Origin of the sequence: Paraclostridium sp. MRS3W1, assembly GCF_032465715.1 — a bacterium.
Classification (GTDB): domain Bacteria; phylum Bacillota; class Clostridia; order Peptostreptococcales; family Peptostreptococcaceae; genus Paraclostridium; species Paraclostridium dentum.
Genome location: NZ_JAWDJM010000195.1, coordinates 1 through 15,543, shown reverse-complemented (window position 1 = coordinate 15,543; position 15,543 = coordinate 1). Strand labels below are relative to the sequence as shown.

The 15,543-nt window shown below is 29.0% G+C and carries 14 protein-coding genes and 1 riboswitch; all 14 genes read right to left on the bottom strand.

Annotation, left to right across the window (positions count from 1 at the left end):
- Positions 1-23 precede the first annotated feature (23 nt).
- The 14 genes from RWY47_RS17510 to RWY47_RS17445 all read right to left on the bottom strand — a co-directional run bounded on the left by RWY47_RS17510 (position 24) and on the right by RWY47_RS17445 (position 15,124).
- Positions 24-773, bottom strand: coding sequence for a patatin-like phospholipase family protein (locus tag RWY47_RS17510; RefSeq protein WP_150841898.1), 750 nt, complete (start codon positions 771-773; stop codon positions 24-26).
- 107 nt (positions 774-880) lie between these two features.
- On the bottom strand, positions 881-2,179 hold the full coding sequence (locus tag RWY47_RS17505) for a M18 family aminopeptidase (protein WP_024619952.1): 1,299 nt from the start codon (positions 2,177-2,179) through the stop codon (positions 881-883).
- A 26-nt stretch (positions 2,180-2,205) separates the two neighbouring features.
- Entirely contained in the window at positions 2,206-4,428 is a 2,223-nt protein-coding gene (locus RWY47_RS17500) for a DUF3553 domain-containing protein (RefSeq protein ID WP_150841897.1), read from the bottom strand.
- A gap of 209 nt (positions 4,429-4,637) precedes the next feature.
- A complete protein-coding gene (locus RWY47_RS17495) occupies positions 4,638-5,459 on the bottom strand; it encodes an energy-coupling factor ABC transporter ATP-binding protein (RefSeq protein WP_150841896.1) in 822 nt (273 codons plus the stop codon).
- A gap of 9 nt (positions 5,460-5,468) precedes the next feature.
- The gene (gene cbiQ / locus RWY47_RS17490; protein ID WP_224170631.1) at positions 5,469-6,149 is read right to left on the bottom strand and encodes a cobalt ECF transporter T component CbiQ; all 681 of its coding nucleotides are present in this window, start codon (positions 6,147-6,149) and stop codon (positions 5,469-5,471) included.
- Positions 6,143-6,442 carry an energy-coupling factor ABC transporter substrate-binding protein gene (locus tag RWY47_RS17485; RefSeq protein WP_021428421.1) on the bottom strand — a complete coding sequence of 100 codons (300 nt, stop codon included), beginning with the start codon at positions 6,440-6,442 and terminating at the stop codon, positions 6,143-6,145. Before RWY47_RS17485 ends, cbiQ begins: the two co-directional genes overlap by 7 nt.
- A complete protein-coding gene (locus RWY47_RS17480) occupies positions 6,414-7,154 on the bottom strand; it encodes an energy-coupling factor ABC transporter permease (RefSeq protein ID WP_021428387.1) in 741 nt (246 codons plus the stop codon). The genes RWY47_RS17485 and RWY47_RS17480 overlap by 29 nt, the downstream gene beginning before the upstream one ends.
- A 331-nt stretch (positions 7,155-7,485) precedes the next feature.
- A riboswitch (cobalamin riboswitch) is annotated at positions 7,486-7,659 on the bottom strand.
- A gap of 224 nt (positions 7,660-7,883) precedes the next feature.
- The gene (locus RWY47_RS17475; protein ID WP_226883329.1) at positions 7,884-8,285 is read right to left on the bottom strand and encodes a DUF1667 domain-containing protein; all 402 of its coding nucleotides are present in this window, start codon (positions 8,283-8,285) and stop codon (positions 7,884-7,886) included.
- Positions 8,286-8,287: 2 nt separating this feature from the next.
- On the bottom strand, positions 8,288-9,532 hold the full coding sequence (locus RWY47_RS17470) for an NAD(P)/FAD-dependent oxidoreductase (protein WP_021428484.1): 1,245 nt from the start codon (positions 9,530-9,532) through the stop codon (positions 8,288-8,290).
- The gene (locus RWY47_RS17465) at positions 9,522-10,982 is read right to left on the bottom strand and encodes an NAD(P)/FAD-dependent oxidoreductase (RefSeq protein WP_021428399.1); all 1,461 of its coding nucleotides are present in this window, start codon (positions 10,980-10,982) and stop codon (positions 9,522-9,524) included. The genes RWY47_RS17470 and RWY47_RS17465 overlap by 11 nt, the downstream gene beginning before the upstream one ends.
- A 162-nt stretch (positions 10,983-11,144) precedes the next feature.
- The gene (locus RWY47_RS17460) at positions 11,145-11,915 is read right to left on the bottom strand and encodes a glycerophosphodiester phosphodiesterase family protein (protein WP_150841892.1); all 771 of its coding nucleotides are present in this window, start codon (positions 11,913-11,915) and stop codon (positions 11,145-11,147) included.
- A 92-nt stretch (positions 11,916-12,007) separates the two neighbouring features.
- On the bottom strand, positions 12,008-13,543 hold the full coding sequence (gene glpK, locus RWY47_RS17455; protein WP_150841891.1) for a glycerol kinase GlpK: 1,536 nt from the start codon (positions 13,541-13,543) through the stop codon (positions 12,008-12,010).
- Between the two features lie 46 nt (positions 13,544-13,589).
- Positions 13,590-14,360, bottom strand: a complete 771-nt coding sequence (locus RWY47_RS17450) for an MIP/aquaporin family protein (protein WP_021428400.1) — start codon at positions 14,358-14,360, stop codon at positions 13,590-13,592.
- A 212-nt stretch (positions 14,361-14,572) separates the two neighbouring features.
- Entirely contained in the window at positions 14,573-15,124 is a 552-nt protein-coding gene (locus RWY47_RS17445) for a glycerol-3-phosphate responsive antiterminator (protein ID WP_021428407.1), read from the bottom strand.
- Positions 15,125-15,543 lie beyond the last annotated feature (419 nt).

Sequence of the window (15,543 nt, the reverse complement as noted above, 5' to 3'; positions counted from 1 at the left end):
ATTTTGAGCCTAATTCCCATTTATTAGACTAGAATATTTAAAGATTTAGATATTTCATATCCTTCATTAAAAATTTGTTTACAAAATTCTCCTTCAAAATTTAAAGTAGCATTTTTACTAAATTCTATATTAGGTTTTACTATAATTATATTTTCTTCCTGATACGACTGCTTTACATAATCTGGTACTTCAAAATCTTTTTTCATAGTTATTAATACAATTTTATCAACTTTTTCATCTATCAATGGTTTTAATAACGTATTATTTATCATTCCTCCATCTAATTTATATCCATTATATATTCCATCCATTAAATCTTTTTTAAATTGCTCTGATGGGCTTAAATCTTTTGAAGGTCTAAAAGGAAGCAGTGAACTATATTTTATACTGTCTAGGCCTTGGTCATAACTTTCTTTTGATATATCTACTACAACTTCATTCATTCTTGAATTATCAATTTGCACATAATTTACATAGAAGTTTTTCTTAATTTTAGAGTTATCCTCAAGTTTGCTTAATAAATCAATTGCTAAAGAGTTATCCACAGTATTATCAACTATTTTGACACCGTTTTCACCAATTGTCTGAATATTTATCCACATTTCTTTCAACTTGTTAACATTTTTTGTGTATATGTAATAACCATTTATTGCTCCTATTGAAGTTCCTGATATTACATCAAAGTCTAAACCTCTTTCATATAACCCATATATTACACCTGCTTGAAAGGCTCCTTTAGCTCCACCACCAGCTAAACATAATCCTATTTTCATACTAATTCACTCCTAACCTAAGTTTTTATTTATATAATAAATTTAGGGGGTGTATAAAGGTAAAAGCCTTTTATACATCCCCCCTTTTTAATTTATCTATTTAAATCTTATAATTCATAAAACTTTTTAAAAGTTTTGTATATATCCATATGATCTTCTACGCATCCTAATTCTCTTATAGAGTGCATCGCTAATATTGGACTTCCAACATCAACAGATGGTATATCTATATGTGTAGATGATATAGGTCCAATTGTACTTCCACCTCTTACATCAGATCTATTAACAAATTCTTGGCAGTTTACTCCTGCTTCTTTACATATAGTTTTATACACAGCTATAGATTGACTATCACTAGTATAAGCTTGATTTGCATTTATTTTTATAACAGGACCTTTCCCCATAACAGGTCTATTTGTTGGGTCATGCTTCTCTCCTACATTAGGATGAACTGCATGTGCAAGGTCTGCAGATATTATAAATGAAGAATATAAACTTCTAAAAAATTCTTCTCTATTTTGACCTAAGCATAAAGATATTCTTTCTAATACATTTAATAACATATTAGAATCAGCACCTTGCTTAGTTGAACTTCCAACTTCTTCATTATCAAATACAGCAACTACATTTACTCCATTTAATGATTTAGCATCTATAAGTGCATGTAAGCTAGCATGCGCCATTGAAAGATTATCTAATCTTCCACAAGATATCATCTCTTCATTAGGCCCTATTAACATTCCTTTTTCATATTCGTATAAAAATAAATCAAAATCAATAATTTCTTCTATTTTTCTTCCTAATTCTTTAGCTATAGTTTTTAAAAGGAAGTTATCTTTTTCTAGAGAATCATTTAATAATCCCACTAATGGTAACATGTCTTTTTGCTTATTAAGAGCTACCCCTTCATTAACTTCTCTATTCATGTGTATTGCTAAATTAGGAATTATACATATAGGTTTATTTATATTTACTAAAGTTTCCTCAGGTCTTAATACACTTTTTCCTTTAAGTACAACTCTTCCTGCTATTGCTAACGGTCTATCTAACCATGTATTTAGTATAGGACCTCCATAACATTCTGTATTTAATTTTAAGTAAGTTTTTTCAGCTTCCATTTCTGGATTTGGCTTAACTCTAAAAGATGGAGAATCTGAATGTGATCCTATTATTCTAAATCCATCTTCTTTTAAATTATTAGTCTTTATTGTAAATGCAACTATTGCTGATGAGTTTTTAGTTGTATAGTATTTTCCATCTTGCTCTAGTTTCCATTCTTCTCTTGAGTCAAGTTTTTTAAACCCATTTAATTTTAATAACTCTTCAGATGTCTCTACTGAGTGAAAAGCTGTAGGGCTTTTCTCTATAAACCCTATTAAGTTTCTTGCAAATTCTTTTGAATTCATTACAAATCCCCCTTAAAACTTTTATTTTATAATAAATCAAGTGTCGTATATTCTTTATTTATCTTCTTTATACCTTGATTATTAAAAGCTATTGTTAAGTCAGATCCAACAGCTGCTACTACAGTTCCTACCCCAAATTTAGGATGATAAACCTTTGAACCTAATTTTATATCATCAGATGTAGGTTCTGGTTTATTTTCTTTTATAGTGGCATTTACCTTATTTGCTACACTGGCCTTGTTCATAGATTTCATATATTTTTGCTTATATTTATCTAATATATTGTAATTAGCTTTAGAATAGCTTAATTCATGTTCTTCTTTATTTAATTTTTCTATACACTCCTCTGGAAGTTCTTCCATAAATCTAGATTGTATAGATGGATTAGTTTTTCCATAAAGAGTTCTTTTCTTTGTAAGTGTCATGAAAAGTTCTTTTTTAGCTCTTGTTATTCCAACATAACAAAGTCTTCTTTCTTCCTCTATATCAGATTCACTCATAGATCTTACTGCTCTAGATATAGGGAATAATCCTTCTTCCATACCAACTAAATGGACAACTGGAAACTCAAGTCCCTTAGATGTATGGATTGTCATAAGTGATACTCTGTCATTTTCTTCATCATCACTTTCTGTTGAAGTAAGAGCTACATTAGTTAAAAATGTTTCTAAATCTTTTTCTTCACTGCTATTTTCAAATTCAATAGCAATTGATATAAACTCTTTTAAGTTGTCTATTCTGTCTTGAGCGTCTTCATTTTTATCTTTTTCAAGTTCGTCTAAATATCCAGTAACATCTAAAACTTTTTCTATAAGTTTACTTACTGAATAAGCATCCTTTATTACTCTAAGAGTTCCTACTAAATCTACAAATCCATTTATATTTGCTCTAGCTTTTGTAGATATATCAGAGTTAGTATCTACATCTAAAAGAACGGAGAATATACTCTCTTGCTTTAAGCTAGCTCTATCTTCTATTTTTTCTATTGTTCTAAGTCCAATTCCTCTTTTAGGAACATTTATTATTCTCTTTAAAGATATATCATCTTGGACATTTTGAAGAACTCTTAAGTATGCAACTAAATCTTTTATTTCTTTTCTTTCATAGAATTTAGTTCCTCCATATATATTATATGGTATTTGACTTCTATTTAAAGCATCCTCTATAGCACGAGCTTGTGCATTCGCTCTGTATAACACAGCAAAATCTTTAAAAGGTTTGTTTTGTTTTCTATGAATTCTCCATATATTATCAGCAACAAAATCTGCTTCTTCTATCTCGTCTGATGTCACTTGTATCTTAATCTTTTCGCCTTCTTTTTGCTCACTCCAAAGTTTTTTTCTCTTTCTTTCTATATTATTAGATATAACTTTATTGGCTGCATCTAATATAACTTGAGTTGATCTATAATTTTGCTCTAATTTTACTACATGAACATCATCATAGTCTCTTTCAAATTCAAGTATATTTCTTATATCTGCACCTCTCCATCCATATATACTTTGGTCATCATCTCCAACAACACATATGTTTTGATGCTCTTTAGCTAACAACTTTATAAATTCATATTGAGCTTTACTTGTATCTTGATACTCATCTACCATTATATATCTAAATTTATTTATATAGTATGCTAGTACACTTTCTTCCTTTTTTAATAACTCAACAGTTTTTATTATTAAATCATCAAAGTCTAGTGCACTATTTCTTTTTAAACGGTCTTGGTATAAAGTATATACATCTGCAATTTTACTCATTCTCGCATCATTTCTATGCATATCTTTATATTCTTTAGGACTTAATAATTTATCTTTTGCTCCAGAAATGTAACTTATAACTACTTTAGGTTCAAAAGATTTATCACTTAAATTTAATTCCTTTAAACAATCTTTAACTAAAGTAACTTGGTCTGAGCTATCATATATAACGAAAGATCTATTATATCCGATTCTATTTATATCTTTTCTAAGCATTCTAACACAGCATGAATGGAAAGTTGTTATCCACATATCTTTAACATCCGAATCTATAGTTTCTTCAACTCTTTCCTTCATTTCATTTGCAGCTTTATTTGTAAATGTTATTGCTAATATATTACTAGGATGTACTCCTTTATTTTTCATAAGATGAGCTATTCTTGTTGTTAAAACTCTCGTTTTTCCTGAACCAGCTCCTGCTAATATAAGCACTGGCCCTTCTGTTTTTAATACCGCTTCTTTTTGGGCGGGGTTTAGTGAATCTATATCCATCATTACCTCCTTATTGTATATGTTATATGTATATTTTAATCTATTATCTATATTTATTCAAATTTATTAAAAGCCCATATTAATCATATCCATTTTTTTAATTTTCCTTACAAAGAAAAAATCCTCAGATATATATCCAAGGATTAAATTTAGACTAAAGGTATTTATTTATTATATATATATTAATCTTAACTTAATAAGATTAGGGGCTAATTATTAACAGAATTTATACATATTTTATTAAAATAATCGTATAAATCCTCTTCTTTTCTAAATAAAGGTAAATTCATATTTTTGTGTATTTTTACAAGCCACGGACTATTTAATCCTGCCTCTTTAATTTTTAAGTCATCTTTAAAAACGTCATTAGAATTTCCTTCAATTGCTATCTTACCTTTATTTAAAACATATATATAGTCGCAAAGGTCGTATATTAAATCCATATCATGACTCGATATAACTACCTTTACACCCTTTTCACATAATTCTTTTAATATTTTTATAATAGCTTTTGTACTTATTGGGTCTAATCCAGCCGTTGGCTCATCTAATAAAACAACTTTGTTTTCCATGGCTATAACAGATGCTATAGCTACTCTCTTTTTCTGCCCATAGCTTAAAAAATGTACTGGTTTATCTATTAAATCTATAGCATTAACTAATTCTAATGCTCTATGAACTTTTTTATTTATTTCACTTTCTTCTAATCCTATATTTCTTAAAGAAAATGCAACATCATCATATACTCTTGAATAAAATATCTGCTTATCTGGATCTTGAAATACTATACCTACATCTCTTCTTAAATTATATAGGTCTTTCTTTTTATAACTTAACTCTTTACTATTATAAATAATTTTTCCTGCTGAAGGTTTCAATATGCCCATTAAGTTCATAAATAAAGTTGACTTTCCTGAACCATTTGAACCTATTATTCCAATCATATTCCCATTTGAAAAATCTAAACTTATATTGTCTAATGCTTTATTATTTTTTTCATATTTATATGTTAAGTTTTCTACTTTAAACATTTTAGTCTCCTATACGTGAAATTTACCATCATACAACTTTATATCTAAAGATATACTCATATCTTCATATCTTCTCATCATTCTAAAAAACAATGTTTTTATAAGCAATGACATTGAATTATATGATGTACTTAAATTCGTATACCCAAATTTTAGTTGTTGTGATTTATATATTTCTTCTGCTTCTTCTATAAATATAAATATAAATCTATAAATTAAAATCATCAATTCTATAAGTGTATGTGGAATATGTAGTTTTTTTAAAACTATTATTAATTGATTAAATGGAGTCGTAAGTATTAAGAAATAAATTGATATAATACAACTCATAGCTCTAAGTAATATGTTTACTGAGCTTTTTACAGCAAATTCAGTAGTACCTATGTATAATCCTAATATATTTACATTGAATATATAATCTTTATTTTCAAATGATATATTAATCAAATTTAACCCAATACCTATAATTAAAAAAATTATAGGTATTTTTAAACATTTAATGTATAGTTTCATATCTACTCTTGCTATAAATAGTATTAAGGCTGTCATAAATAGCATTATAAGTATATGTATATTTGCATTTTGGGTAAGCATAGAAGCTATAACTCCTATAAATGTAATTCCTAATTTTATCAATGGATTTACATCTTTTATATTATTTAAATATGCACAGTTGTCAATTTCTAACATTTATCTTTTTTTCCTTTTTTATATCCTAAAAAATATCCAATTATTCCTGCCCCTATAGCTGCTTGAGTAGAGAAAAGTAAACTTTCAATCTCACCACTAGGTGGTTCATATAAGCTATTAAACCAAGGCTTATAATTAGGATTTATTTCACTAATTAAAGATTCTGCTTCTCCATCAGCGCCTCCGTATTCAGCAGTTGAATTTAATATTAACGGAGTTATTATTAAGATTACTGTTAAAATTAATAATAGTATATTTTTATTTCTAGTTTTGACTTTCGAATTTGTACTCATCTTCTACAACTCCTTCTTCATTTTGTGTTATTAAATTGTATACTAATGTAGTTAATAATCCTTCTGCAATTGCTATAGGTATTTGAGTTATAAAGAATACACCTAAAAATTTTACTAATGACCCTAATATACCTCCTGCTGGATCAGGGAATGCTAATGCTAATTGAGTTGCAGTTACAGTATATGTAGCTAAATCTCCTAATGCTGCTGAAAAAAATACACTTTTTCCCGTGCTAATATTTCTTTTTTTACAGAATTTAAATATTAAAAATGATACTATAGGACCTACTATCGCCATAGAAAAAGCATTTGCTCCTAAAGTTGTAAGTCCTCCATGTGCAAGAAGTATAGCTTGAAATAGCAAAGCTATAGTTCCAACTACTGCCATTACAGATGGCCCAAACAATATTGCTCCTAGTCCTACACCAGTAGGATGTGAACAACTACCTGTTAAAGATGGTATTTTTAAAGCTGATAGTACGAATACAAATGCACCTGCTAGAGCTAATAGTACTTTCTTTTTAGGATCAGCTTTTACTATTTTATTTATTGATTTTAACCCGTATATGAAAAATGGTATAAATACGACAGTCCATAATATAGACCATTGCATAGGTAAGAATCCTTCCATGATGTGCATTGCATGTGAAGTCACAGGATTTAAGATTACAAGTAGTAACCCTGCTATAACTGATAATTTTAAATAATTCATTTTAAATCCCTCTCTTTTTTTATTTAGTACATTATTGTTTCATGTGATAAAATGACTAAATCAACTCTAAGTTTTAAAGGGCATACATAAAAATTCGCTTTGCTCATGTCGCCAACGACTTCGTCCGTTGCTCAAAAAACTTTTTTTACGCCCAAAACCTAGTATTTTAATATAACTAAATTTTATAGAATACCTATAGTTTTTTGTAATCATACTTTACTTAAGCGTAAAAAAATCCCAATCTTTGGATTAGGATTTAATAACATGACAAAGCGGACATAGTAGTTTTAAACTATGATACTTTCAATTATTTTCCTTCACCCCGAAGAACTTAATTTTTCAATTATAGGCAGGTCTCCTGGCTTAGCTTCTCTTTACTCCTTTTCCTTCCCGTAAAATTCACAGTGGTTTTAAAAGTTTCATCAGCTTTACAGTAGCGGGGGCTGCAGAGGATTTTAACCTCTTTCCCTATTAATTTTAAAAAACCTATAATCTCTAATATTTAATTATAATTTATCACATACTCTATCTATTATATATAATTCTATAAAAACTTCTATATTCCTCTAAAATTTTTATTTTTATTTTTTATACTTAAGTATATTTAACCAGCTATATAGTTATTACTAAAATAAGTTATATACTTTAATAATTCTAACAATAAAAGTAACCTCCTTTAAATATATTTATATCTAAAGAAGGTTATTTTTATTGTCCATTAATTTTTTATTATATACAATCTCTTAATTCATGATCACTATTTTTATCACTTGTATTCATACTTTCCATACTCTTAGAACTTACAATATCAATACCTGTTCCTAATATGTCTTTAACTATAATATCGCCGACATTAACAGGTGCACATACACATACTTTATCTAAAACTTTCATAATATCAAACATTAACTCTTTAGGCACAGAGTCATTAGTTTTAACTGGAAGTAAGTTTAAATAAGAACCGCTAAGTTTAACTGTAGTAGTTATAACTCTTCTTGGATTTGTAACTTCCTCTACTCCATATTTTGCTCCTCTTTTACATGTGTTTCCTTCAACTTTATACTCTCCATCAACTTTACTTACAACTAATGAACATCCCATTGGACATACTGTACAAGTAACATTTTTCATAATTATGCCTCCTCTACACTTACAATTATATTTCCTTTAATATCTTTAAATAAATCTTTACTAATTTTTATATTCTCCATCTCTGAAGGTATCATATGAGGTCTCTTTTTCTCTAAAATAATTTCATCGTTACTTCTAACAACTAACTTTTTATTTTTACAAATTTCTCTTACTCTCATAAATAAGTTTACATCTTCATCGCTACTAACATCTATATTTTGAGGAACTATATATATAATTCCGTTGTCTGCAACTGTATTTACTTCTTTATTTTTATTTAACTTGTTTAAGCAATATAAAGCTGCGTTCTTTCCAGCTATCTTACTTTCTTTTGTAACAAAATCAACTAAGTCATGAACATGGACAACATTCCCACATGCAAACACACCATCTACATTTGTAGACATAGAATTATTTACAATAGGTCCACTAGTTTTATTATCTAATACAACTCCAGCTTCAACACTCAATTCATTCTCAGGTATAAGTCCAACAGATAAAAGAAGAGTATCACAGCTTATATATTCTTCTGTTCCTTTTATAGGCCTTCTGTTTTCATCTAATTTACTAATTGTAACCCCTTTTACCCTTTCTTTTCCATCTATATGTGTTATTCCTGTACTTAACATTAAAGGTATATCGAAATCATCTAAACATTGAACAATATTTCTAGTTAATCCACTTGAATGTGGGTTTATTTCAACTACTGCCTTTACTTTAGCTCCTTCTAATGTCATACGTCTTGCCATTATAAGTCCTATATCACCAGACCCATATATAACAATTTCTTTTCCTACCATATATCCTTCCATATTAGAAAGTCTTTGAGCAGCTCCTGCATTATAAACTCCTGCTGGTCTATATCCAGGTATATCTATCGCTCCTCTTGTTCTTTCTCTACATCCCATTGCTAAAACTATAGCATCTGCTTTTATATTTATTATTCCGTCTTCACCTAAAGCTTCTATAGTCTTATCTTCACTTATGTTTAAAACCATTGTATCTAGCATGTATTCAATATTTTCTTGTTTAACCATTTCTATGAACTTATGAGCGTACTCTGGTCCTGTTAATTCTTCTTTAAACTCATGTAATCCAAATCCATTGTGTATACATTGATTAAGTATCCCACCTAATTCTCTGTCTCTTTCTATTATAAGTACATCTTTTGCACCATTTCTTTTAGCTTCAACTGCTGCACCTAAACCTGCAGGTCCTCCTCCAACAACTACAACATTATATTTCAACTAACTCACCCCTTAATTCTTTTGATTTTCCTAATACAGTATTAGAGTTTTCGTAGTCTTTTAAAACATCTTCCACATCTATTTTAAGTTCTCTTGCTAATATTTCTATAACTTTAGGTCCGCAAAATCCACCTTGGCATCTTCCCATACCTGGTCTTACTCTTCTTTTAACTCCATCTAATGTTCTAGCTCCACATAGTGAATTTATTGCATCTATAATTTCGCCCTCTGTTATACTTTCGCATCTACAAACTATTTTTTTATATCTTGGATCTTTCTTCATGATTTCTTCTTTTTCTTCTTGAGTCATTTTTATGAAAGGTTTATTCTTATGTCTCTTAGACTCAAACTTTTTATTTTCACTTAACATTAATCCTTCTTCTTTAAGAATTTCTACAACATATTTTGCAACTGCTGGTGCTGATGCAAGACCTGGTGATTCTATTCCTCCAACATTTATAAAGTTTTTACATTTCTTTGATGCAAATATCATAAAGTCTCCTGTATTTGGAGTTGCTCTAAGTCCTGCAAAACTAGTGATTGTTTTTCTGAAATCAATATTTTCTATAGTCTTTTTAGAGCTATTTACGATTTCACTAATTCCTTCTTTTGATGTAGATACATCTTCTTTTTCATCTACAGCAGTAGCATTTGGCCCTACTAATAAATTTCCATGTACCGTTTGTGTAACCAATACACCTTTTCCTTTTTCAGTTGGACATTGGAATAAAACATGATTAGCAATTTTACCTTCACTTTTATCTAATATTTTATATTCTCCTTTTCTAGGTATTATAAAATATTCATCTCCACCTATCATGTTGTTTATCTTATCAGCAAAAACTCCAGCTGCATTTACAACATATTTAGCTTTTATATCATTTTTATTTTTTATTTTTATATTGAAACAATCTTCTTCTTTAACTATGTCTGAAACTTCAGATTCTAGTTTTAAATCTACCCCATTAAACATAGCATTTTCCATAAGTGCTATATTTAAATTAAATGGACAAACAATTCCTGCACTCTCACAAAGTAATGCTCCAACTACATTGTCATTAACATTTGGTTCTAGTTCTAATACTTCTTCTTTATTTAATACTTTTAATCCAGTCGCTTTATTTTCTAATCCTCTTTCGTATAAACCTCTAACGTGTTTCATTTCTTCTTCATCAAATGCTAAAACTAACGATCCTATTTGTTTAAAGTCTACGTTTAAATCTTTACATAGATCTTTATATAATTTATTACCTTCTATATTTAACTTAGCTTTTAAGCTTCCAACCTTTGCATCATATCCACCATGCACTATAGCACTATTTGACTTAGTAGTTCCTTGGCAAACTTCTATTCCTTTTTCTATAACTACTGTTTTTAAATTATACTTTGATAATTCTCTAGCTATGGCACTTCCACTTATCCCTGCTCCTATTATTGCTATATCATACATAATTTTGCCTCCTTGAAAAAAAAATAGAGAGCCCCCCTATACAATGTATAGAAGGCTCTCTTATCTCTTCGCCATAATATTTCATTTTTTAAAATCGTTTTCCTTTTATAATTCTATATTATCATAGATTATTTTAACTGTCACTACCCTAAATTATTTTGATTATATATTTGCTTCACAAACTATATCCTCTTTATACTTATATGATTTAGGGAATCTATCCGCTATGTCTGTAAATATACCTGTAACTCCCCAATTAAATAATTGGTTAGCTCTGGCTAAATCATTTACAGTCCAAACATTAATTTTATATCCATAACTTCTAAATTTTTCTACCATTTCTTTAGTTAATCCTTCATTTTGTGGGTGTATATACTCAGCTCTACACATTTCCATTATAGAAGACCAATCATCATACAAATTATGTGTTTCAAATAAACATCCTACCGGAATATTAGGTCTTAAATCTTTAAATTTAGATAACATTAATGGGTTAAAACTCGAAACGATAACTCTTATATCATCATCTAATTTATTTAAAGCTTCTACAAATCTCTGTATAAGTTCTTGTGTTAATTCTTTACCTCCACAACATGATTTCAATTCAAAATTGACGTTTAATTTATATTTATTTATCAATTCAATTAACTCATCTAAAGTAGGTATTCTTTCTCCAATATAGTCATCACCAAACCAACTTCCTGCATCTATATGCCTTAAATCATCTTTGCAAATGTTATATAACGACCCCGTTTTATTGCTACATCTGTCTAATGTATCATCATGATTTATCACTAGGGTTTTATCTTTTAAAATATCAATGTCGCATTCAAACCATTTTATTCCTTTATCTTTACATAATGAAAATGCTGATAAAGTATTTTCTGGTGCTAATGTAGACATTCCTCTATGAGCAAATAGTATTTTTTCCATCTTATCTCCTTTATTGCTTAATGCCAATATCTAAAAATTTTTAAGTTTTTACTATTTACTTTAATTATATAACTTTTACCTGTACTTTATAATTAATTTTTTACACTAGCCAACTCTTTTTCAAATTCTTCATCTTCTTTTGCCCATAAAAGAGATCTGTTTACTGCTTTTTTCCATCCTTTATATAATAAACTTCTTTTTTCTTCACTCATGTTTGGTTCAAATTCTTTTTCTAATGCTACAGACTTTTTAATATCCTCTTTATTTTCATAGAATCCTACTGCTAATCCAGCAAGATATGCTGCTCCTAACGCCGTAGTTTCAAGTACTTTAGGTCTGTTTATGCTTACATTTAATATATCTGATTGGAACTGCATTAAGAAATTGTTAGCACTAGCTCCACCATCAACTTTAAGGTTTTTAAGCTCTAAACCTGAGTCTTCTTGCATAGCATTTAATACATCTTTTACTTGATATGCTATTGATTCAAGTGTAGCACGAACTAAGTGAGCTCTGTTAGCTCCACGAGTAAGCCCCATAACAGATCCTCTTGCATACATATCCCAATATGGTGCTCCAAGTCCTGCAAAAGCTGGAACTACATATACCCCATTAGTATCTTTTACACTTTCAGCATAGAACTCACTTTGCTTAGCATCATATAATATTCTTAATTCATCTCTTAACCATTGTATAGATGCTCCACCTATAAATATACTTCCTTCTAGCGCATATTCTACTTTACCATCAACACCCCAAGCTATAGTCGTAAGTAATCCATTTTTTGATTCAACCATCTTCTCTCCAGTGTTCATAAGCATAAAACAACCTGTTCCATAAGTGTTTTTAGCGCATCCTTCTTCAAAACAAGTCTGACCAAATAATGCTGCTTGTTGATCTCCTGCACATCCAGCTATAGGAATTTCCGCTCCACCTAACATATACTCATCAGTGTGTCCATATACATAACTAGATGGTTTAACATCTGGTAACATACTTTTTGGTATATCTAGTATTTCTAATATTTCATCATCCCATTTTAACTCTTTTATATTATATAACATTGTTCTTGCTGCATTTGAGTAATCTGTAACATGTACCTTACCTCTAGTTAAGTTCCATATTAACCATGTATCTACTGTTCCGAATAATAATTCTCCATTTTCAGCTTTCTCTCTAGCACCCTCAACATTATCAAGTATCCATTTTATCTTAGTTGCTGAAAAATATGCATCAAGAATCAATCCTGTTTTATCTTTTATTTTATCTTTATATCCTTTAGCTTCTAATTCATCACATATCTGAGATGTTCTTCTACATTGCCATACAATTGCATTATATACCGGCTTACCTGTATTCTTATCCCAAACTATAGTAGTTTCTCTTTGATTTGTTATACCAATACCACAAACTTGTTCTGGTTTAATGCCATTAGTTTCTAACACTTCTCTCATTACACCACTTTGACTTCCCCATATTTCCATAGGATTATGTTCTACCCATCCTGGCTTTGGATAAAATTGAGTAAATTCTTTTTGTGATGTAGCTACTAAATTTCCTTCTTTATCAAATAATATAGCTCTTGAACTTGTAGTTCCTTGATCTAATGCCATCATATATTTTTTCATATCGCTTTGCCTCCAATGATTATTTATTTTAAATCCTTGATGTATTTTAATTCATGTACTTTTTAACGCCTTTATCGAATACAAATCCTGCAAGGATGGCTCCTATTATAGGTCCCACTATAGGTACCCAAAAATACATGTCAGGTCCTAGTGCTCCGCTTCCCCAACCTGCTAAAACAGCAAACATCTTAGGCCCAAAATCTCTTGCTGGATTCATTGCAAAGCCTGTTAATACTCCAAAACTAGCTCCTATTATAGCTATTGTTATTCCTATAAAAACTGGTGCTAAATTTGACATAGGTTTGTTTGAATTTTTTTCTTCGCCTACTGCTAATATCACTATGACTAACAACATAGTTATGAAAGTTTCTACAAGTAATGCATCAAATGAATTTAATGCAGCATTTGGATAAGTAGAAAATATACCTGCTGTAGTAAGTCCGTTTGACCCAGCCCTTACTATATTATTTGCATTCTCAAATGATAAGAATAGCTTATTAAATAACAAGTAAACTGTTGCTGCTCCTGCAAAACATCCTAGTATTTGAGCTATAATATATGGCAATACTTTTTTCTTTGGAAAATCTCTGTGTACCATTAATGCAATTGTTACAGCTGGATTTATATGAGTACCTGATACTGCTCCAGTTACATATATTGCAATTGTTACAGCTAACCCCCATATTATTCCTATTTCCCATTGAGAAACATCTGCTCCACTTAATACCATAGATGCTACAGCTCCACACCCTATAAAAATCAATATCCATGATCCAATAAATTCAGATATGCACTCTCCTAATAAAGTCTTTTTCAACTCAATACCTCCCTTGATATTTTATGTAATTAGTCAAATAAGGCAAAAAAACAGAGAGCTCCTATCATTTTTATAGGGGGCTCTCTCATCTCCAGCCAGTTATTAATTTAATTAAATGCTATCACGAAAACATTTTCCAGTCAATAAAATACTTTGTTAGATATTTAATAAACTAAACTGCTATATCAATTGAAAAAGCTACTTTTTCTGAATTACCACATATCAATATCCGTAGTAGATATAGCCATAGCTCCAGCTGATAATCCACCAATTATTTCTTCTTTTCTATCTATTAATCCTCCACATATAATAGGTACATTGGGATAAGTTTTGTTCATTTTTTTTATTACCTTTTGAATTACACCTGGCATAATTTCTATAGCATCTGGTTTTACTCTCTTTAAACTTTCAATTGCATTCTCAAGAGACATAGAATCTATAAAGAAAAATCTTTGAACAACTTTTAAGTCTAATTCTATAGCTCTTTTAACTATATTAGTTTTAGTTGTTATTATCCCATCCAAATTGAATTCTTTTTTCATATAATCTACAGCTATAGGACTAGATGAAAGCCCTGTTATCATATCAATATGAACAAATACTTTTTTATTATGTTCATGTAAAATTTGTATTTTTTCTTTTAAAGTAAGAATATCTTCATTTAGTAAAAAAACAATATCTCCGTCTGAATTTGCAGCATCTTCTAAATGCGCATCACCCTTTATAGCACAAATTATTGGGTTTAATTCTAATAATTCTTTCATATATGCCTCCTCGCTTTTGCTTCAATCTATTATTTATTTAAATTTAAAACAATAAATTATGTCTAGCAAAACCTTTGCCTTTTATAAAATTTATTATATCACTTTTTTTAAAATAAGATATTATTGTTTTTTAATTTTAAATTTTATTATAAAACATTCCTTTATAAAATATTTTATAAAGTATGTGTTTTTTGTTAGTATTTTATCATTCAGTGTAAAACTTCCAAAATTTTTTTATAAATAGTACATACTATATATTCATTTTTTATATAAATTTTATTTTAAATCACAAAATAAGCCCTCATATTAGTATTTTAATTTACTAATATGAGGGCTTATTTATATATCTAATTATTATTTTCCGAAATGTCTATTTAATAATCCTAAGAATGCTTTTCCATGTCTAGCTTCATCTTTAC

Coding starts and splice junctions, on each gene's coding strand:
- RWY47_RS17495 (WP_150841896.1), bottom strand. CDS start 5,459: ATGTTTAAAGTAGAAAACTTAACATATAAATATGAAAAAAATAATAAA.
- RWY47_RS17475 (WP_226883329.1), bottom strand. CDS start 8,285: ATGAAAAATGTTACTTGTACAGTATGTCCAATGGGATGTTCATTAGTT.
- RWY47_RS17505 (WP_024619952.1), bottom strand. CDS start 2,179: ATGAATTCAAAAGAATTTGCAAGAAACTTAATAGGGTTTATAGAGAAA.
- RWY47_RS17485 (WP_021428421.1), bottom strand. CDS start 6,442: ATGAGTACAAATTCGAAAGTCAAAACTAGAAATAAAAATATACTATTA.
- RWY47_RS17445 (WP_021428407.1), bottom strand. CDS start 15,124: ATGAAAGAATTATTAGAATTAAACCCAATAATTTGTGCTATAAAGGGT.
- RWY47_RS17460 (WP_150841892.1), bottom strand. CDS start 11,915: ATGGAAAAAATACTATTTGCTCATAGAGGAATGTCTACATTAGCACCA.
- RWY47_RS17510 (WP_150841898.1), bottom strand. CDS start 773: ATGAAAATAGGATTATGTTTAGCTGGTGGTGGAGCTAAAGGAGCCTTT.
- RWY47_RS17480 (WP_021428387.1), bottom strand. CDS start 7,154: ATGAATTATTTAAAATTATCAGTTATAGCAGGGTTACTACTTGTAATC.
- RWY47_RS17500 (WP_150841897.1), bottom strand. CDS start 4,428: ATGGATATAGATTCACTAAACCCCGCCCAAAAAGAAGCGGTATTAAAA.
- glpK (WP_150841891.1), bottom strand. CDS start 13,543: ATGAAAAAATATATGATGGCATTAGATCAAGGAACTACAAGTTCAAGA.
- RWY47_RS17465 (WP_021428399.1), bottom strand. CDS start 10,982: ATGTATGATATAGCAATAATAGGAGCAGGGATAAGTGGAAGTGCCATA.
- cbiQ (WP_224170631.1), bottom strand. CDS start 6,149: ATGTTAGAAATTGACAACTGTGCATATTTAAATAATATAAAAGATGTA.